Here is an 18,451-nt window from a genome sequence, read left to right as displayed (position 1 = left end):
CTCGATCGTGCCTTCGAGCCGGTCCCCGGCCTGACGGTCACGCTGTTCTCCGTTCCCGGCAAGGTGCCCCTGTGGCTCGAGGACGAGACCATGGAGATCGGTGCCGAGACCGAGACGACGGTCGGCGCGATGATCGAAGCGGGGGGGCGGCGCGTCGCGTACATTCCCGGCTGCGCCCGCGTCACCGACGGCCTCAAGGACCGCATCGCCGGGGTCGATGCTCTTCTGTTCGACGGGACCGTGCTCCTCGACGACGACATGATCCGCGCCGGCGTCGGCACCAAGACCGGCTGGCGCATGGGCCACGTGCCGATGACCGGGGATGGCGGCTCCATCGCGGCACTCGCCGACGTGGCCATCGGCCGACGCGTCTTCGTGCACATCAACAACACCAACCCGGTCCTCGTCGAGGACTCCGAGGAGCGCCGGCAGGTCGAGGCCTCGGGTTGGACGGTGGCCCACGACGGTTTGACGCTCCACCTTTCGTAGGGCGAGCATCTGGCAATTTAGTGCCGACGACTTACATTGTGTCCGATTGAATTGCGTCGGAATGCGCGTGGTCTTCACGGCACGGCGCGCGATCGGTTAAGAAAAGTTCTTAAAACCGCTCCCCATCCACACGCGAGCCACGCCATGACCGCGCCCTTCCCGACTCCGAAGCCCGACGAGGCCCAGCGCCTGCTCAGCCCTCAGGAACTGGAGGCCGCGCTTCGCGACATCGGCGCGCGCCGCTATCACAACCTGCACCCGTTCCATCGGCTGCTGCACGACGGCAAGCTGAACAAGGATCAGGTCCGCGCCTGGGCGCTCAACCGCTACTATTACCAGGCGATGATCCCCGTGAAGGACGCCGCCGTGCTTGCCCGCATGGAGGATGCGAGCCTGCGCCGGGTCTGGCGCCAGCGCATCGTCGACCATGACGGCGACGCGCCGGGCGACGGCGGCATCGAGCGGTGGCTGAAGCTCGCCGAGGGCGTCGGGTTCGCGCGCGACTACGTGGAATCGACGCAAGGCATCCTCTCGGCGACCCGGTTCTCGGTCGACGCCTACGTGCACTTCGTGAAGGAGCGCTCGCTCCTGGAGGCCATCGCCTCCTCCCTCACCGAGATGTTCTCGCCGACGATCATCTCCGAGCGCGTGGCCGGGATGCTCAAGAACTACGACTTCATCACCAAGGACACCCTGGCCTATTTCGACAAGCGCCTGACCCAGGCGCCGCGCGATGCCGAGTTCGCCATCGAGTACGTGCAGAAGCATGCCACCACGCCGGCATTGCAGCGCCAGGCCATGGCCGCCCTCACCTTCAAATGCAACGTGCTGTGGACGCAGCTCGACGCCCTGTACTTCGCCTACGTGGCGCCGGGGATGATCCCGCCGGATGCCTGGACGCCCGGCACCGGGTTGGTGCCCGAGCCCGCCGCGACCGCATCTCCGGTCTCCCTCGCGGCCGGTACCGGCACCATCACGGCGCTCGACGTGCCGCGCCTGCCGCGCGGCGTGCGCCTGCGCCATGATGCCGTGCGCAACCAGCACGTCCTGCTGGCGCCGGAGCGCACCTTCGACCTCGACGCCAACGCGGTGGCTGTCCTGGAACTGGTCGACGGCCAGCGGAATGTCCGCGACATCGCCGGCCTGCTCGGCCAGAAATTCGCCGCCGATCCCGCCGTGATCGAGGCCGACATCCTCGTGATGCTGAACGATCTGGCCACCAAACGGGTTCTGGAGCGATGAACGCGATCACGCCGAACGCGACTGCCCTTCCGGCCCCGGTCGGGCTCCTGGCGGAGCTCACCCACCGCTGCCCCCTGCGCTGTCCCTATTGCTCGAACCCGCTCGAACTCGACCGGCGCTCGGGCGAGCTCGACACCGCGACCTGGCAGCGGGTGCTGACGGAGGCGGCGGGCCTCGGCGTGCTCCATGTCCATCTTTCGGGCGGCGAGCCGACCGCGCGCAACGACATCGTCGAGATCACTCAGACCTGCGCCAAGCTCGGCCTGTATTCCAATCTGATCACCTCCGGCGTCGGCGGCGCGCTCGCCAAGCTGGACGCGCTCTACGATGTCGGCCTCGATCACGTGCAGCTCTCGGTGCAGGGCGTCGACGCGGCGAATGCGGAAAAGATCGGGGGCCTGAAGAACGCCCAGCCCCAGAAATTCGCCTTCGCCGAGCGGGTGACCCAGCTGGGCCTGCCCCTGACCCTGAACTCGGTGATTCACCGGGGCAACATCCACGAGGTCGAGGGCTTCATCGATCTCGCGGTGAAGCTCGGGGCCAAGCGACTGGAGGTCGCCCACACCCAGTATTACGGCTGGGCCTACGTGAATCGCGCCGCCCTGATGCCGAACAAGGCCGAGGTGGATCGCTCGATCCGCATCGTCGAGGCGGCCCGCGAGCGCTTGAAGGGCCAGCTCGTCATCGATCTCGTGGTGCCGGACTATTACGCGAAGTACCCCAAGGCCTGTGCGGGCGGTTGGGGCCGCAAGCTCATGAACGTGACGCCGCAGGGCAAGGTGTTGCCCTGCCACGCCGCCGAGACGATCCCGAACCTCGAATTCTGGTACGTGTCCGACCATTCGCTCGGAGATATCTGGGCGAACTCGCCGGCGTTCACCGCCTATCGCGGCACCGACTGGATGAAGGAGCCCTGCCGCTCCTGCGACCGGCGCGAGAAGGATTGGGGCGGCTGCCGCTGCCAGGCCCTGGCTCTCGCCGGGGATGCGGCCGCCACCGACCCGGCCTGCTCGCTGTCCCCCCTCCACGCCAAGGTGCGTGATCTCGCCGTCGAGGAAGCGGCCGAGACCCCGCCCGACTATGTCTACCGGACCATCGGCAGTAACGTGCAGCCCAATGTGCGTACGCCGCTGAACGAGGAAGCGCCGCTTTGAAACCCGTGACGATCGCCGCGTTGCTGATGCTCGCGAGCGCGCCTGCGCTCGCCCAGGCCACTCCCGAAATGCCTGTTGCCACGAAAGCCAGCACGGCGGCTCCCAACGCCTCGGACCTGCTCTTCGAGCAGCCGCAGATGAAGAACGCCGCGCCCGGCTCGACGCTGACCTACAGCTACCTGCGCCGCAGCGGCATCTCCAAGGGGCCGTTCGGACCGCCGCTCAACGACACGATCAAGCTCGGCATCGAGCCGGGCAAGAGTGCCGACAACCGCGATATCAGCGTGGCGATGTTCTCCGGTGCCAACCGCTTCCCGGCCGGTCCCTTCGAGGACATGCCGGGCAATCCGGTGATGTCGCTTTTCCTCGAGCATCATCTCATGGATCTCGCCCGCGTGCTGATGGCCAACCCGCGCTACATCAAGAACGCGATCCGCAAGAGCCTGCGCGAGAACGCCACCGTCACGCAGACCGAAGTCGACTACAAGGGCGCCAAGGTCGCCGCCTGGCGCGTGGAGACCCAGCCCTTCCTCGACGACAAGATGAAGGAGCGCATGCGCGGCTTCGAGACCCTGAAATACACCTTCGTGACGTCCGACGCCGTGCCCGGGGAGCTCGTCTCCATCGAGGCCGCGGCGAAGAATTCCGAGGGTGGCGAACTCCTCCAGGAGAATCTGACCTATGATCCGAACGCTGGTTAAGCGCCTTGCCGGAGGCGCCTGCGCCGTGGCGCTCGTGTCGGGCTCTCTCGTGACGGGCCCGGCCGCGTCCGTCGAGCTCGAGAACGATTATCCCACCGAGGCGCGGGCCGATTACATCTTCGGCTGCATGGCGGCCAACGGTCAGTCGCGGGAATCCCTCTCGCGCTGCTCCTGCTCCCTCGACGCCCTCGCTTCGCTGCTGACCTACGACAAGTACGTCCAGGCGAGCACGGTGCTCTCCCTGCGTCAGGGCATCGGCCAGCGCACCACCGCCTTCAAGTCCACCAAGGTCTTCGACGATCAGGTCGCGGAACTCCGCCGCGCCCAGGCCGAGGCCGAAATCCGCTGCTATCGCGGCGGCACCTGAACGACGCGAACCCTCGTCCGGCTCGAGAGGGTCTGTACGAGGGGCCCGACCATCCGAACGTCGTCCGCGCCTCGCGTCGGCCCTTTCCTTCGGGGACGGCCTTGCGCGGGGCGCCGTCCGTTTTGCGGACACGGCGCCGGCACGGGCGTTGCTCCCTCTCGCCATTGCGTCCAAAGACAGCGGAACCCTGGCTGGCCGCGCGCCCGCTCTTCCGACGATGAGACTCCCGTGCCCCCAGACCTGCCGGCTACGCTGACGACGCTCCTGCCGGATCTCGGGCGGCGCGTGCTCGTGATGGGGATCCTCAACGTCACGCCGGATTCCTTCTCGGATGGCGGACGCTTCGCGGATCTCGACCCCGCCCGCACGCAGGCCGAGGCGCTGGTGGCGGAGGGCGCGGCGCTCGTCGATATCGGCGGCGAATCCACCCGGCCCGGCCACGTTCCGGTCTCGGCCGAGGAGGAGCAGGCCCGCATCCTGCCGGTGATCCGGGACCTCGCCTCCCGCCTGCCCGTGCCGATCTCGATCGATACCTACAAGGCCTCGACCGCCCGCGTGGCCCTGGCGGCCGGCGCCCGCATCGTCAACGACGTCTGGGGTCTGCAGCGCGAGCCCGACATCGCCCGGGTCGCCGCCGATCACGGCGCCCCCGTGATGGTCATGCACAACCGCGAGTCCATCGATCCGTCGATCGACATCGTCGCCGACATGCTGCGCTTCTTCGAGCGTTCGCTCGCCATCGCACGCGGGGCCGGCATTCCGGACAGCGAGATCGTCCTCGATCCCGGCATCGGCTTCGGCAAGAGCTGGGAGCAGCACCTGGAAGCGCTGCGGCGCCTGCCCGAGATCGTGGCCCTGGGCTTTCCGGTCCTCGTCGGGGTCTCGCGCAAATCGCTGCTGGGGCGCCTGCACGACGCCGAGACCCGGCCCGTCGACCGGTTGTTCGGGTCCGTCGGCAGTCACGTGCTGGCGGCCACCCTCGGCGCGCAGATCGTGCGCGTGCATGACGTCCGGCCCCATGTGGACGCCCTGCGGGTGGTCGACGCCGTGATGCGGAGGCCCGCATGAGCGACCGCATCCTCGTCGAGCGCATCGCCGTCTTCGCCTATCACGGCCTCCTCGCCGAGGAGACCCGGCTCGGCCAGCGCTTCTACGTCTCGCTGGATTGCCGGCTCGATCTCGCCCCCGCCGGTCGCTCCGACGACGTGGCGCGAACCGTGAGCTACGCCGACCTCACCGAGATCGTCGTCCGCATCGCCACCGAGCGGCGCTTCGCCCTGATCGAGGCCCTGGCGGAGGCCATCGCGGCCGAGATTCTCGAGCAGCACCCACCCATCATCGAACTGCGCGTGCGGGTGGACAAGCCGAGTGCGCCGGTGCCGGCGATCATCGACGGGGTCGCCATCGAGATCGTGCGGACGCGCGAGACCACACGATGAGCGGCGTGGGGCCTTCGACGCACGCCGCCTATCTCGGCCTCGGCAGCAACATCGGCGACAAGGCCGCGACCCTCGCCGACGCGGTCGCGCGGCTCGCCGCCACGCCGGGCATCCGGGTGACCGCGCGCTCCGCCGATTACCGCACGCCCCCCTGGGGCGACACCGACCAGGACTGGTTCCTCAACGCGGCCGTCGGCGTCGAGACCAGCCTGAGCCCGCACGAACTGCTGGAGGCGGGGCTCGCCATCGAGACAGCGATGGGCCGGGTGCGCGAGCGGCGCTGGGGGCCGCGCGTGATCGACATCGACGTCCTTTCCTACGAGGGGGCGGCGATTTCCGACGAACGCTTGATCCTGCCACACCGCTTCGTGCGCGAGCGCGCCTTCGTGCTGATGCCGCTGGCCGAGATCGCCCCCGATCTGCGCATCGGCCCCGAGACGGTGCGGGACGCCCTGGCGAACCTCGACGCCACGGGCATCGTGCGGGTCTGATCAGGCACTGATCCCGCCTAGTTTGTGCAGGCCTCGATGGCTGCCATCCCGGGGTGGGTCACCGCCGACACATCCGTTCCGTTCGATCCCGATCCACCGACACCGATCGACCGGAATGACGGTTCGCAGGCCCGAAACGACGATGGCGGCGATGGAACAGGTCCACCGCCGCCATCGCGGTCATTAATTCGGGTGCGTCGTCGCCGGGTCAGGGGGACGGGGCCTCGAGGAGCTTGCTGCCCTCTTCCTCCAGCAGCGGAACGTCGTAGTCGCGCAGGACCTTCTCGATATCCGCGCGGCGCTTGCGCAGGATCGTATTGAGGGTCCGCTTCCAGTCGTTCTCCTCCAAACGCACGCCGAGCGCGATGCGGAAGGTGAGCGGCGGCCGGTCCGGCTCCTGCAGCAGCGGCACGACCGTCATCGGTACTCCGCTCTGCTTGGCAAGCCATCCGGCGGCGGGCCCCCACAGGATCGCGGCGTCGATGCGCTTCTCGGCCAGGTCCGCGATCACCTCGGCCGCGATGGTCTGGTGCTTGCGGGCCGGATCGAGCTGGTAGGGCGCATAGGCCTTCATCGCGCTGACGAGACCGAGTTCACCCATCCGGTTGACCGGAGGCGTGCCGCCGATGACGCCGATGGACTTGCCCTTCAGCTTCGGGTCGTCGAGACGCGTCACCCCGTCGAGTTCCCCGGTGCGGGTCACCAGCGTGTAGGCGGAACGATAGTAGGGATTGGAATGCTGGACGAGATCACCGCCGGCGGCCGATCCGATGATGATGTCGCACAGGCCGGTGCCGAGGGTGTTGCGGACGAAGCCCGGACCCTGCGTCAGCCAGTAATAGCGGATCTTCACCTTGAGTTCGTCGGCGATGATCGCCGCGATTCTGTTCTCGAAGCCGTCTTCCTTGCGCTGGGAGAACGGCATGTTGCCCGGATCGCCGCAGACGCGCAGCGTGTCCGTGGTCACGAGGTCCGGAAGCGACTGCGCGAACGCAGGTCGCGCCCCTGCCGAGATCAGCAGGAGCGCGAGCGCGAAACCTCTCGAAATGCGTGAGCGGGTCATCAGCCGCCCAGGCACTCCTTCTCGGCCGTCTTGGCGGCCTCGGGCTTCTCTTCCTTGTCGGTCGGGCGCACGCGGGGCATGGCACCGGAGGCGCGGGCCTTCAGGTAGACGTAGAGGTCGTCCGCGTAGCACATGACGTTCTTGTTGTCGCCGAAGGCCGGCATCACGCGCTCCTGGCCAGCCTGCGAGTCACGCTTGCCGCCGGCGAGGATGCCGATGAACTCCTCGTAGCCGATCGTCTTGAGCGAGTCCTTCAGGGCCGGCGCGTAGGTCGAGCCCATGGCGTCGGGGCCGTGACAGACGTGGCACTCGGCGTGATAGCGGCGGTAGCCCGAATAGGCGTACCAGTCGAACTTCTTGCCGTCGTTGGTGATGTGGAAGGTCGGATGGCCGTCGCCGTCCTGATACTTGCCGTCCTCGACCTTCACGGCCGCGAACTTGTCGACCAGCTTGGCGTCCTTATCGGGCGCGTTCGGATCGAGTTGATTGGCCAGTGCCGGGTCAGCCTTCTTGGCGTCTTGGGCCTGGACGGCGAGGGTCGAGACGGTGGCAAGGGCGAGGGCCGCCACGAGCGGACGGATGGCGGCTTTGCTGATGGTGTGCAACGACGTTTCTCCCAGGAACACCACGTCGGCCTACCAGCCGCGTGTTTCGCGTGTTGTTCTAGCGATCCTAATCATAAAGGTGCCGGCGCGGAAACCCGCGCCGGCACCCTATTGCCTACTGTACCGTGCGACCGATTAGTTCGGCAGCGAGAAGACGGTCAGCTGACCACCGAGGTTGGTGTAGTTCGAGAGGGCGGCGTAACCACCCACTGCGCCGAGACCGGCGTTCGGGTCGGTCAGGCCGGCCGCGAGGCCGATGCCGGCCCAGCCACCGACACCCGACAGGATGCCGACGAACTGCTTGCCCTTGTGGCTGTAGGTCATCACGTTGCCGATGATGCCCGACGGGGTCTTGAACTTGTAGAGTTCCTTACCCGTCTTGGCGTCGACAGCCTTCAGGTAGCCTTCGAGGGTGCCGTAGAACACCACGTCACCGGCGGTGGCGAGGGCGCCCGACCACACCGAGAACTGCTCCTGGTTCGACCACTTGATCTTACCAGCGACGCCGTCCCAGGCGATGAAGTTACCCATGCCGCCGTGGCTGTTGGGGGCCGGGTACATGGCCAGCGTCGCGCCGACGTAGGGCTGACCCGGGGTGTAGGAGACCCGGAACGGCTCGTAGTCCATGCAGACGTGGTTGGTGGGCACGTAGAACAGATTGGTCTTCGGCGAGAACGCCGCAGGCTGCTGATCCTTGGTGCCGAGAGCGGCGGGGCAGATACCCTTGGAGTTGGTATCCTCACCGTTCTGCTCGGTGGAGTACTTGGCCTGGACGAGCGGACGACCGTAGGTCTTCGAGCCCTTGTCCATGTCGACCTTGGAGGCCCAGTTCACCACCGGATCGAACTTCTCGGCGACCAGGAGCTCGCCGTTGGAACGGTCGAGGGTGTAGCCGAAGCCGTTACGGTCGAAGTGGGTGAGGAGCGGACGATCCTTGCCGTCAACCTTCTGATCCGTGAGGATCATCTCGTTGATGCCGTCGTAATCCCACTCGTCGTGCGGGGTCATCTGGTAGACCCACTTGGCGGCGCCCGTGTCGGGGTTGCGCGCCCAGATGGTCATGGACCACTTGTTGTCGCCCGGACGCTGCTTGGGGTTCCAGGTCGAGGGGTTGCCCGAGCCGTAGTACATCAGGTCGAGCTTGGGATCGTAGGAGAACCAGCCCCAGGTGCAGCCGCCGCCGGTCTTCCACTGATCGCCTTCCCAGGTCTTCAGCGAGGAGTCCTTGCCGACAGGCTTGCCGAGAGACGTCGTCTTCTCGGGGTCCATGATCATCTGCTCGTCGGTGCCGATGGAGTAGCCGCGCCACACCTTCTTGCCCGACTTGGCGTCGTAGGCGGTGACGTGGCACTGCACGCCGAACTCGCCGCCGGAGATGCCGACGATGATCTTGTCCTTCACCGGAAGAACGGTGGCGGTGTTGGTCTCACCCTTCTTGGGGTCGCCGTTGACGACGGACCAGTTCACCTTGCCGGACTTCGCGTCGAGCGAGACGACGGTGGTGTCGGCCTGGTGCAGGATGATGGCGCCGTCGGCGTAGGCGAGACCACGGTTGACCGTGTCACAGCACATCACCGGGATGACGCTCGGGTCCTGCTTGGGCTCGTACTTCCAGACGATCACGCCGTCCTTGTCGAGATCGAGGGCGTAAACGATGTTCGGGAAGGGGGTGTGCACGTACATCATGTTGCCGACGACGAGCGGGGAGCCCTCGTGGCCGCGCAGCACGCCGGTCGAGAAGGTCCAGGCCACCTGGAGCTGCTTGACGTTGCTGGCGTTGATCTGGTCGAGCTTGGAATAGCGCGTGTTGGCATAGTCGACGGTCTGAAGGACCTGCTCGGCCGGGTTGGCCGTGCGCTTCAGGACGTCCTCGTTTGCGAAGGCCGAGGTCGAAGCGACCAAGCCGGCGCCGAGTGCGAGAAGATGTACCGCTCTCATGGATTCCTCCGACAGATCTTCCAGCCGCCATCCCACGGAGAACCCGTGAGATCACGCCGTGATCTGACTGTTTGCGACAGGGACAGGTTCGCCTCGGTAGCGGACGTGAAAGCCTCAAGGATCACACGAATGAGATCTGGAGGCCTTTACGGTCAGGGGCCGCTATCCCTTTGCGGCGCCCCTCGAAACCGAAGCTTGAACGAACTCTAAGAAAAATTCCGGCGGCGTCAACTCGCTTGCGCACCGTCTTGCCGGCCTACGCACAAGTCCTCGTGAGCGATCCACGGTGGCGGAGCTTGGATCGTGCCGCGCACCATAAGATGCTGCGGTGCAATATAGCCTTTGGCTAAGGCAAAGTCTTTTCATCATCTTTTGCCGTTCTTCATGCGCTCGCTGCATGGTGGTGGAGCTTGGCCGGGTATGGCATGTCCTCGTCGAGGCCTCGATCATCCGCAGCATTTGGTATTCCAGAAGGCCGCCCAAACACGCGGCTCGTTCGGCACGATAGTTCAGGATTGGTTCGTCGGGCATGGATCCGGGAAGGTGCCGTCGCCTTTCCGAATTGTCCCGAAACACCGTGTCCTCATGCGCGCTCTGGCCGCATCCGTGACCGGCGTCCGGTGCCGTGGCCGCGGCGGCGAGGCCGCGCGGTGGGGCCGATGCGGCGAGTTCTTGAGAGAATCAGCCCGCGATGACGCTGGGGAATCGCACGGCGAGCGCGGCTCTCTGCGCCTCGATCCAGGCCCGGTCCCGTTCGCCGCGCGAAACCTCGAGGGGAATCGTACCGAGCAGGCTCGCGGGGCGCCCCGAGACGAGGAGCAGCCGGTCGGCGATCTCGATGGCCTCCGCCACGTTGTGGGTCACCATGAGGACGCCCATGCCGGTCCGCGCCACGGCGTCCACGACGAGGCCCCGCAGGGACGCCGCCGAAGTGTCGTCCAGCGACACGAACGGCTCGTCGAGGATGAGGATGCGCGGCTTCTGCGCGAGCGCCCGGGCGAGCGAGACCCGGCGCGCCATCCCGAGGGAGAGCGCCCCGGGATAGCGGGACCGCCACGGCGAAAGCCCGAGGGACCCGAACAGGGCGTCGAGGTCCTGCCCGCGGGCACCGCGCGGCAGCGCCAGGCGGACATTCTGCTCCACCGTCCGCCAGGGTAGCAGGCGCGGTTCCTGGAACGCCATCGCGATCCCGGCCTCGTCCGGATGGGGCGAGACCCGGCCCTCGTAATCCGGGTCGAGGCCGAGGAGGATGCGCAGGGTCGTGGTCTTGCCCGCCCCCGAGGGGCCGATCAGGCAGGTGATCTCGCCCGCGATCACCGAGAAGGCGAGGCCGCGCACGGCCTCCACCGGCTCCGGGCCGCCGGCGCCGTAGACCTTGCGGGCGATCTCGACCCGGAGGGCGGCGCCCTCGGGCTCCGGCCGGACCCGTCCCTCAGCGCCAGCGTCGGACATAGGCCTCGAGCCGCTGCAGGATGAGGATGTCGATGGCGATCATGACGCTCATGAAGACGAGGCTGTAGCCGAGAATCGCCGCCACGTTCAGGCTCTGGACGAAGTAGTAGTTGATGGCGAAGCCGACCCCGTTCGGGCGCCCGAGCAGCTCGATCACCAGCACGATTTTCCAGGCGAGCGACAGGCCCGAGCGCGCCGCCGCCACCGCGAAGGGCTGCAATTGCGGCACCAGCACGTGCGCGATCCAGGTGCGGCGGTCGAAGCGGTAGGTGCGGGCCATCTCCTCCAGCTGCGGATCGAGGCCGCGCGCCCCTTCGCGCAGGATCACCGCCACGTTCGGCAGCTTGTTCAGCACCACGGCGACGATCGCCGCCGCCTCGTTCAGCCCGACCCAGATGTAGGCCAGCACCGTGATCACCAGGGCCGGCGTGTTCAGGAGGATGAGGAGCGGCGTGTCGAGGACGAGGTTGAGCCGGCGCGAGCGCCCGAGCGCGATGCCGAGCAGCACGCCGAGGGTCATCGCCAGGAGAAAGGAGATGCCGACCCGCGTCAGCGTGATCCCGACATTCCACCACAGATCGCCGGTCGCGGATTCCCGCGCGATGAAGCCGAGGATCGCCAGGGGCGCCGGCAGCAGCCGGGAGCCGGCGGCCGAGGCCGCGACCTGCCAGCCGGCGAGCAGCACCAGCACCGAGACGAGACGGGTGGCAAAGCCCATGGTTCAGGGCGTCAAGGACGGCGCGTGCGAGCGCGGCTGCGCTTCAGCCATTTCCGCTGCCGTCGAAGTAGAGGCCCGGCGGCAGCGTGGAGCCCGCCCCGACGAGGCGTTCGCCCCCGAGCCGGGCCATGACGGCGAACAGCTTCTCGCCGTCGCCGCGCTCGCTGGCGAGCGGACGGCGCGGGATGCCGGCCAGGAAGTCGCGCTTCAGGGCCAGGAAGGTCGCTTCGTCCTCGACTGCCATCAGCGGGCGCACCACGTCCCAGGCGGAGGCGTCGTTGGCGAGCGCCTCCTTGGCGGCCTTGGAGGCGCGGGCGAAGCCCGCCACCGCCTCGGGCTTGTCCCGCAGGGTCTCGGCGTCGAGGAGGTAGCCGATCAGCGCCATCGAGCCGGTGGCGCCGAAGGCGCGCATGATGTCGTCCGAGCCGATCAGCCGGCGGAAGCCCTTGGGCTCCAGGCGGGCGCAGTAGGTCCAGTACAGGAGCCCGGCATCGAGTTCGCCCTGCTCGAGCTTGAGCGCCAGGAGCGGCGGTGCCCCGAAGGCGAGGGTCGCCTGGGTCTCGAGGTCGATGCCGGCGGCGTCCCGGGCCTGCGCCTTCAGGAGAAGCCAGTTCTTGTCGAGGGGGCCTCCGGCGACGCCGAGGCGCTTGCCCTTGAGGTCGGCCAGGGTCCGGATCGGGCTGTCGCCCGGCACCATCAGCGATCCTTCGGTGGTGGAGTAGGGAAAGAAGCGGATCGCGCGGCCCTCGTTGCCGAGGCGCGCCGCCCAGAGCAGGTCGCCAACGATGGTGTCGACCTGGGCGCCGAGGAAGGCGATCCGCGCCGCATCGTTGCCGGCGAGCTTGACGACGTCGAGGGTGAAGCCGTTGGCGGTGTCGAGGCCGCGCGCCTTGATCACGGCCGCCTCCCAAGAGACCGTGCCGAAGGGCAGGCTGCCGACCCGGATCGTCGGGGCCGCCGCCCGTGCCGGCCGTGCCAGACCCAAGGACAGAGACAATCCGGGCAGGGGCAACAGTGCCGCCGTCGCGAGCAATCCGCGCCGTGACAGCATGGGGCACACTCCCTGGATTCGACGTCGGACGCTCGGATCGCCCCGTGAAGGCCGGCGTCGGTTGGACCCCTTCATAGGAGGTCGGGCCTGGGGCGTCCACAGGACGATTCGGCAAGGCGTCGCGTGGGGCGGGTGGCTGATGGTCGCTGCCGCTTGGGTGGCTTGCAAAGGTCAGGCCCGCTTGCACGGGCCCGGAACCCGGCGCACGCTTCAGCGCACTTTCGGGGAGGATGACGATCATGGCCGGCACACGCGACGACGTGCTCGACGACGCCACCATTACGGCGCGGTTGGCGCAGGACCTACCGGCCTGGCGCCTGGAGGAGGGCTGGATCAAGCGCACCTACAAGACGGCCGGCTGGAAGGGCACGCTGATGGTCATCAACACGGTGGGGCACCTGGCGGAGGCCGCCTGGCACCACCCGGACATCACCGCGTCCTATGCCTGGGTCGAGGTGCGCCTGACCAACCACGCGGCCAAGGGCGTTACCGAGAAGGACTTCGCGCTCGCCTCCAAGATCGAGGAGGTGGTCGGCTGGCAGCCCGGCGCGGAGGGCGGCGCGCTGGAGGGCACCCCCACCGATCCGCGATTCGCCTACATCAAGTATGAGAAGTAGCGGGGCGAGGCCGATACCGGCCGGTCAGTCCGCCTGCTTCACCCGGCGGCATTCGGTCTTGAGGTAGCTCGTCTTGCCGACCTCGTCGCGCAGGTCCGTGCGGGCGATGATCTCCTGCCAGCCGTTGGTGCAGCCGAGTTCGTTGGCGACGCGGACCTTGCGGACTTCGCTCGCCTTGTCGTCGGTGCAGGCCTCGATCGGGATGCCGTTGGCGCAGACGAGGACGACGGCGATGAAGGCGTTCATGAAGGATCTCCGGCAAGACTTCAGGACATGTACGCGGCCCGCTCGGCTCCGGTCTCAATCGATCGTGAGAATGTGATCGGCCGAGAAGTCCCGCCCCTCCACCGGGTTGGCGACCCAGCGGGTGCGGCCGACCCGCAGGTCGTGTCCCGCGTGGAAGTGCCCCGAGACCCAGAGGTCCGGCCGGGCCGCGTCGGGCAGGTCCTCCAGCACCGTGGTCGCATAGAAGGCCGGCAGCCACCAGGGCACGCCGGGGGCGTGGCGGAACGCGTCCGCCGCGCGCGGGCTCGCCGGATGGTGCGTGACGCAGACGGTCGGGCCGTCATGGGGCCGCGACAGGGCGGCGATCAGGCCGGCCCGCTCCCGCGCATGGGCCGCCATCGCGTCGGCGGGCGACCAGACCGTGCCGTCCCCGTTGCGGATCGAGCCCCGGAATTCGCGCGAGCCGGTGACCGGGTCGGTCATCCGCGCGGCCGCATAGGCGACGGGGTCTTCCGGAGCGTCGGGCACCGTCCCGTCGAGCCAGCGCCCGGCCAGGGACCAGTCGCTCCACAGGGTGGTGCCGACGAAGCGCACGCCATCGAGCACGATGGCCGAACCCCTCTGGAGCAGGTGGATCGCCGCCCCCGCCCCGTTCAGCCGCGAGACCTCCGTCTCCAGGGCGGCGAGGAGTTCGGGGGCGGTGCGCCCGTCTCCGGTGGGGGCGTAATGCTCGTGATTGCCCGGCACCAGCACGATCGGACGCCCCTGCGCCAGGGCCAGCAGCGCCGCGAGGCCGGATTCGGGCCGGCCCTCGTGCAGGTCGCCGGGGCAGACCAGCACGTCGAAGGCCTCCGTCGGGCGCGGGATGACGTCGAGGCGACGGCGTTCCAGGTGGAGGTCGGAGATCGGGAACAGGCGCATGGATGCCGCTCGAAGTCGCTGACGGAAATTCGCTTAAGGCGTGGGGGGCTCGGGCAGGGCCTTGGCCGCGCGCCACTCCGCCCGGGCCGCCCGCAGGATGTCCCCCGCCGAATCCGCGTTGAGGATGGCGATACCGGCCGCCGCGATGAGGTCGGGCCAGGCGGACAGGGTCAGGGCGGTGGCGATGCCGGCGGCGATGATGGCGAGGTTGGCGAAGGCGTCGTTGCGGGCGGACAGGTAGGCCGCCCGGGTCAGGCTGCCGCCGCCCGCGCGATGGCGGGCCAGCATCATCGCGCAGGTGAGGTTGACGGCCAGCGCCCCCAGTCCCGTGAGCGTGAGAGGAATCGGGGCCGGCGCCGCCATCGTGGCGAACTTGGCCCAGGCCGCGTAGGCGGTGGCGAGGGCCGGCAGCAGCAGGATGAGGGCCAGCACGCCCCCGAGGCGGGCCCGGTTGCGCACGCTCCAGCCGATCCCGGCGAAGATCAGCAGGTTGATGGCCGCGTCCTCGAGGAAGTCGAGGCTGTCGGCGATGAGCGCCAGCGAGCCGATCGCCAGGGCGACGCTGATCTCGATGCCGAAATAGGCCAGGTTCAGCCCGGCGACGCGGGCGACCACCGGGCGCAGGGTGGCAGAGGGGGTGGTGGACACGGGGGGTACGGCTCGACCTTGGTTCGGGCGGAACGTCCGCGCGGCATCGGGAATCACGCCGCGCGGTGGCGATCTCCTTGGCGCGGGAGGCGGCCGGCTGTCGAGGCCCGCCTCACGCACTCCCGCCTTGCGCCCTTGTGCTTTTCAGGGCGCCGATACTGGATTTGACCCGCTGCCTGTGCGAGGCGGAAGGCCAGCCGCGCGAAATGTCGCGTGCGACGAACCGAAATCAACGCCCGACGTCGGAGGGAAGCCGCCCATGATGCCCGAACTGCGCGTCCTGTACTTCGAGGATCTCGAAGTCGGCCTGTCCGAGACGCTGAACAAGGTCATCGCCTCCTCCGACGTGGTGGGCTTTGCCGAGATCACCGGCGACCGCAACCCGATCCACCTCTCCGAGCATTTCGCGGCGCGCACCCCCTTCGGCACCCGCATCGCCCACGGCCTCTACACCGCCGGCCTGATCTCGGCGGTGCTCGGCACCCGGCTGCCCGGCCCGGGCGCGGTCTACATCAGCCAGACCCTGAACTTCCGCGCGCCCGTGCGCATCGGCGACACGGTCGAGGTCACCGTCGAGGTGGCCGAGCTGGTCCCCGAGCGCCGCCGCGCGCGCCTCAAATGCACCTGCTCCGTGGCCGGGGAGGTCGTGCTCGACGGCGAGGCCCTGGTGAAGGTGCCGACCAAGGCCGAGGCCGATCCCCTCGCGGTGCGCATGGGTGGACGTCCGGCGACCCCCTGACGCCCCCTTCGCGATCCCCCTGGTGACGTTCTCGGCGGTTCCCATCGACGACCCGGCGGACCCGCGCCTCGCGCCCTACACGGCGATGCGCGAGCGCGACCTCGTCGGGCGCGAAGGGCGGTTCATCGTCGAGGGCGAGGTCACCCTGCGTGTCATGCTCTCGGGCCGGGCCCGGTTCGGCCTCCAATCGGTCCTGCTCGCGCCGGAGCGCCTGGACGCTTTGAGCGAACCCCTCGCCCGGCTGCCCGCCGACGTGCCGGTCTTCTGCGCGTCGAAGCCGGTGATGAGCGCGATCACCGGCTTTCCGATCCATCGCGGCGTCCTCGCCGTCGGCCTGCGCGGTGCCGAGACGGAGCCGGATTTGCCCGCCGCCCCCGGGCCGGCCCTCGTGGTCGGCCTCGTCGGCCTGACCAACCACGACAATGTCGGGGGCCTGTTTCGCAACGCCGCCGCCTTCGGGGCCGACGCGGTGCTCCTCGACGCGGCCACCTGCGACCCGCTCTACCGCAAGGCGATCCGGGTCTCGGCCGGCGCGGCGCTGACGGTGCCGTTCCGGCGTCTCGCGGATGCCGACGCGATCCTGGCCCATGCGGCCCGCCACGAACTGGTCCCCCTGGCGCTGAGTCCGAGCGGCGCCGAGACGCTCTCCGCCCTCAGCGCCCCGTCCCGGACCCTGCTCATCCTCGGGACCGAGGGCCCAGGCCTCGCGCCCGCCCTGATGGCGCGCCTGCGCACCCTGCGCATCCCGATGGCGCCGGATTTCGATTCCCTCAACGTCGCGACCGCGGGCGCCATCGCGTTGCACCACCTCGCGGCTTCCCGCTGATGCGCGGCACGTTTCCGCGCGGTCCCGCAATACGCGCGACATTGCGCCCCCATTGTCGCCCGCGCCGCTACGGTCAAGATTACGCGCACGGGCCCCGAGGCCTGGACGGACCAGCGTTCCGCGCCACATGCGCTTCGGGATGAGGGCACTGACGAAGGAGTCGCGAGCGTTGTTGCAGTCACGGGACGGCCTGCGGACCCTGTCCGGACGCCGGGTCATCATCGTCGGTGCCGGTCCCGGCGGCCTTGCCACCGCGCTTCTCCTGGCCCGCGCCGGGGTCCACGTCACGCTGCTGGAGAAGGATCCGGCGGTGGGTGGGCGCACCAAGACCGTGGAGGCCCCCGGCGGCTACCGCTTCGACATCGGGCCGACCTTCTTCCTCTATCCCCAGATTCTCGCGGACATCTTCGAGACCTGCGGCGAGCGCCTCGAGGACCACGTCAAGCTCGAACGCCTCGATCCGCAATACCACCTCGTGTTCGAGGGGAAGGACGGGATCTCGGGCGAGATCCGCGCCACCAACGACATGGACCGGCTCGAGGCCGAGGTGGCGCGCATCGCCCCCGAGGACGCCAAGAACGTCCGCAAGTTCTTCGCCGACAACCGGGTCAAGCTGAAGTTCTTCAAGCCGGTGCTGGAGCAGGCCTTCCACACCCTGCGCGCCATGGCCTCGCCCGCCATGATCGCCGCCCTGCCCCATCTTCATCCGGGGCGCAGCGTCGACAAGGATCTGCAGCGCTACTTCAAGGATCCCCGCGTCCGCCTCGCCTTCGCGTTCCAAACCAAGTATCTCGGCATGTCGCCGTTCCGCTGCCCGAGCCTGTTCACGATCCTGTCGTTCCTCGAATACGAGCACGGGGTCTATCACCCGGTCGGCGGCTGCGGCGCCGTCTCGGAAGCGATGGCGGGCCTGGCCCGCCGGATGGGCGTCGATGTCCGCCTCGGGGCCGGCGTCGAGCGGGTGCTGTTCGAGGGCAAGCGCGCCAGCGGCGTGATCTGCAACGGCGAGACGATCCCCGCCGACGCGGTGGTCATCAACGGCGACTTCGCCAAGGTGATCCAGGACCTCGTGCCCCAACGGCACCGGCCGCGCTGGCGCGATGCCAAGATCGACAAGGCGCGCCTCTCCTGCTCGACCTTCATGCTGTATCTCGGCCTCGACGGGCCGATGCCGGAGGCGCTCGGCCACCACACCATCCTGCTGTCCGAGGATTACGCGCGCAACATCCGCGAGATCACCGACGGCATCCTGCCGATGCAGCCCTCGCTCTACGTGCAGCATGCGGGCTTCACCGATGGCGGCATGGCTCCCCCCGGCCAGACCAGCCTCTACGTGCTGGTGCCGGTGCCGAACCTGAAGGCGGACATCGACTGGAAGGCCCTGCGCGCCACCTATCGCCAGCTCGTCCTCGACCGCCTGAAGCTGCTCGGCCTCGACGACATCGAATCGCGCATCCGCTACGAGCGCATCGTCGATCCGACCGAGTGGCGCGACGACTTCTTCGTGCACGAGGGCGCCACCTTCAACCTCGCCCACGACCTGATGCAGATGCTCTACTTCCGGCCGCACAACCGCTTCGGGCCGGGCCTCTATCTCGTCGGCGGCGGCACCCATCCGGGCTCAGGCCTGCCGGTGATCTACGAGGGCGCGCGCATCACCGCCCGCCTCCTGATCGAGGAGCTCTCCGCCGGGCGCGTCGCGGCGACGAGCGCCGGCATCCCCACCACCGCACCGCTCGCCGCCTCGGGCGACGCCACTTGAGGC

The 18,451-nt window shown here is 68.6% G+C and carries 21 protein-coding genes; 12 read left to right on the top strand and 9 right to left on the bottom strand.

The window, feature by feature from the left end; genetic code table 11:
- From JWQ05_RS11330 to folK, 8 genes are all read left to right on the top strand, one after another.
- Positions 1 to 489: MBL fold metallo-hydrolase (locus tag JWQ05_RS11330; RefSeq protein ID WP_299658542.1), on the top strand; the 489-nt coding region annotated here is incomplete at its 5' end.
- A 144-nt stretch (positions 490 to 633) separates the two neighbouring features.
- On the top strand, positions 634 to 1,731 hold the full coding sequence (pqqC, locus tag JWQ05_RS11325) for a pyrroloquinoline-quinone synthase PqqC (RefSeq protein WP_299658541.1): 1,098 nt from the start codon (positions 634 to 636) through the stop codon (positions 1,729 to 1,731).
- The gene (gene pqqE / locus JWQ05_RS11320; protein ID WP_299658540.1) at positions 1,728 to 2,885 is read left to right on the top strand and encodes a pyrroloquinoline quinone biosynthesis protein PqqE; all 1,158 of its coding nucleotides are present in this window, start codon (positions 1,728 to 1,730) and stop codon (positions 2,883 to 2,885) included. Before pqqC ends, pqqE begins: the two co-directional genes overlap by 4 nt.
- A complete protein-coding gene (locus JWQ05_RS11315; protein ID WP_299658539.1) occupies positions 2,882 to 3,586 on the top strand; it encodes a hypothetical protein in 705 nt (234 codons plus the stop codon). Before pqqE ends, JWQ05_RS11315 begins: the two co-directional genes overlap by 4 nt.
- Positions 3,567 to 3,953 carry a hypothetical protein gene (locus tag JWQ05_RS11310; protein ID WP_299658538.1) on the top strand — a complete coding sequence of 129 codons (387 nt, stop codon included), beginning with the start codon at positions 3,567 to 3,569 and terminating at the stop codon, positions 3,951 to 3,953. Before JWQ05_RS11315 ends, JWQ05_RS11310 begins: the two co-directional genes overlap by 20 nt.
- Before the next feature lie 294 nt (positions 3,954 to 4,247).
- A complete protein-coding gene (gene folP / locus JWQ05_RS11305; RefSeq protein WP_299658548.1) occupies positions 4,248 to 5,021 on the top strand; it encodes a dihydropteroate synthase in 774 nt (257 codons plus the stop codon).
- The gene (gene folB, locus JWQ05_RS11300; RefSeq protein ID WP_299658537.1) at positions 5,018 to 5,392 is read left to right on the top strand and encodes a dihydroneopterin aldolase; all 375 of its coding nucleotides are present in this window, start codon (positions 5,018 to 5,020) and stop codon (positions 5,390 to 5,392) included. The genes folP and folB overlap by 4 nt, the downstream gene beginning before the upstream one ends.
- Complete coding sequence (gene folK, locus JWQ05_RS11295) at positions 5,389 to 5,883, top strand: 2-amino-4-hydroxy-6-hydroxymethyldihydropteridine diphosphokinase (RefSeq protein WP_299658536.1); 495 nt, start codon at positions 5,389 to 5,391, stop codon at positions 5,881 to 5,883. Before folB ends, folK begins: the two co-directional genes overlap by 4 nt.
- A gap of 208 nt (positions 5,884 to 6,091) precedes the next feature.
- On the opposite strand, the gene xoxJ is transcribed toward folK, so the two are convergent.
- From xoxJ to JWQ05_RS11265, 6 genes are all read right to left on the bottom strand, one after another.
- Entirely contained in the window at positions 6,092 to 6,946 is an 855-nt protein-coding gene (xoxJ, locus tag JWQ05_RS11290) for a rare earth element methanol dehydrogenase accessory protein XoxJ (protein ID WP_299658535.1), read from the bottom strand.
- The gene (locus JWQ05_RS11285; protein WP_299658534.1) at positions 6,946 to 7,551 is read right to left on the bottom strand and encodes a c-type cytochrome, methanol metabolism-related; all 606 of its coding nucleotides are present in this window, start codon (positions 7,549 to 7,551) and stop codon (positions 6,946 to 6,948) included. The genes xoxJ and JWQ05_RS11285 overlap by 1 nt, the downstream gene beginning before the upstream one ends.
- Positions 7,552 to 7,686: 135 nt before the next feature.
- The gene (gene xoxF1, locus JWQ05_RS11280) at positions 7,687 to 9,489 is read right to left on the bottom strand and encodes a lanthanide-dependent methanol dehydrogenase XoxF1 (protein WP_299658533.1); all 1,803 of its coding nucleotides are present in this window, start codon (positions 9,487 to 9,489) and stop codon (positions 7,687 to 7,689) included.
- Between the two features lie 681 nt (positions 9,490 to 10,170).
- A complete protein-coding gene (locus JWQ05_RS11275) occupies positions 10,171 to 10,941 on the bottom strand; it encodes an ATP-binding cassette domain-containing protein (RefSeq protein WP_299658532.1) in 771 nt (256 codons plus the stop codon).
- The gene (locus tag JWQ05_RS11270) at positions 10,922 to 11,659 is read right to left on the bottom strand and encodes an ABC transporter permease (protein ID WP_299658531.1); all 738 of its coding nucleotides are present in this window, start codon (positions 11,657 to 11,659) and stop codon (positions 10,922 to 10,924) included. Before JWQ05_RS11270 ends, JWQ05_RS11275 begins: the two co-directional genes overlap by 20 nt.
- 43 nt (positions 11,660 to 11,702) lie before the next feature.
- Positions 11,703 to 12,710, bottom strand: a complete 1,008-nt coding sequence (locus JWQ05_RS11265) for an ABC transporter substrate-binding protein (RefSeq protein WP_299658530.1) — start codon at positions 12,708 to 12,710, stop codon at positions 11,703 to 11,705.
- 239 nt (positions 12,711 to 12,949) lie between these two features.
- Between JWQ05_RS11265 and JWQ05_RS11260 the strand changes: the two genes are divergently transcribed.
- A complete protein-coding gene (locus JWQ05_RS11260; RefSeq protein WP_299658529.1) occupies positions 12,950 to 13,327 on the top strand; it encodes a 4a-hydroxytetrahydrobiopterin dehydratase in 378 nt (125 codons plus the stop codon).
- 24 nt (positions 13,328 to 13,351) lie between these two features.
- On the opposite strand, the gene JWQ05_RS11255 is transcribed toward JWQ05_RS11260, so the two are convergent.
- From JWQ05_RS11255 to JWQ05_RS11245, 3 genes are read right to left on the bottom strand one after another with little or no spacing between them, the layout of a single operon-like run.
- Entirely contained in the window at positions 13,352 to 13,573 is a 222-nt protein-coding gene (locus JWQ05_RS11255; RefSeq protein ID WP_055949561.1) for a hypothetical protein, read from the bottom strand.
- 54 nt (positions 13,574 to 13,627) lie between these two features.
- Positions 13,628 to 14,473 (bottom strand): metallophosphoesterase, encoded by an 846-nt coding sequence (locus tag JWQ05_RS11250; protein WP_299658528.1) that lies wholly within the window; start codon positions 14,471 to 14,473, stop codon positions 13,628 to 13,630.
- A 33-nt stretch (positions 14,474 to 14,506) separates the two neighbouring features.
- Positions 14,507 to 15,121 (bottom strand): cation transporter, encoded by a 615-nt coding sequence (locus JWQ05_RS11245; protein WP_299658527.1) that lies wholly within the window; start codon positions 15,119 to 15,121, stop codon positions 14,507 to 14,509.
- Between the two features lie 259 nt (positions 15,122 to 15,380).
- Between JWQ05_RS11245 and croR the strand changes: the two genes are divergently transcribed.
- The 3 genes from croR to crtI all read left to right on the top strand — a co-directional run bounded on the left by croR (position 15,381) and on the right by crtI (position 18,448).
- Positions 15,381 to 15,860: a 3-hydroxybutyryl-CoA dehydratase gene (gene croR / locus JWQ05_RS11240; protein WP_299658526.1), complete on the top strand. Its 480-nt coding sequence runs from the start codon at positions 15,381 to 15,383 to the stop codon at positions 15,858 to 15,860.
- Between the two features lie 85 nt (positions 15,861 to 15,945).
- Positions 15,946 to 16,686, top strand: coding sequence for an RNA methyltransferase (locus tag JWQ05_RS11235; protein ID WP_299658547.1), 741 nt, complete (start codon positions 15,946 to 15,948; stop codon positions 16,684 to 16,686).
- Between the two features lie 169 nt (positions 16,687 to 16,855).
- The gene (gene crtI / locus JWQ05_RS11230) at positions 16,856 to 18,448 is read left to right on the top strand and encodes a phytoene desaturase family protein (RefSeq protein WP_299658525.1); all 1,593 of its coding nucleotides are present in this window, start codon (positions 16,856 to 16,858) and stop codon (positions 18,446 to 18,448) included.
- The last annotated feature ends 3 nt before the right edge of the window (positions 18,449 to 18,451 follow it).

The organism is Methylobacterium sp., from assembly GCF_028290105.1.
GTDB lineage: Bacteria > Pseudomonadota > Alphaproteobacteria > Rhizobiales > Beijerinckiaceae > Methylobacterium.
The sequence above is the reverse complement of the archived record's forward strand: the minus strand, read 5'-3'. Positions and strand labels throughout refer to the sequence as shown.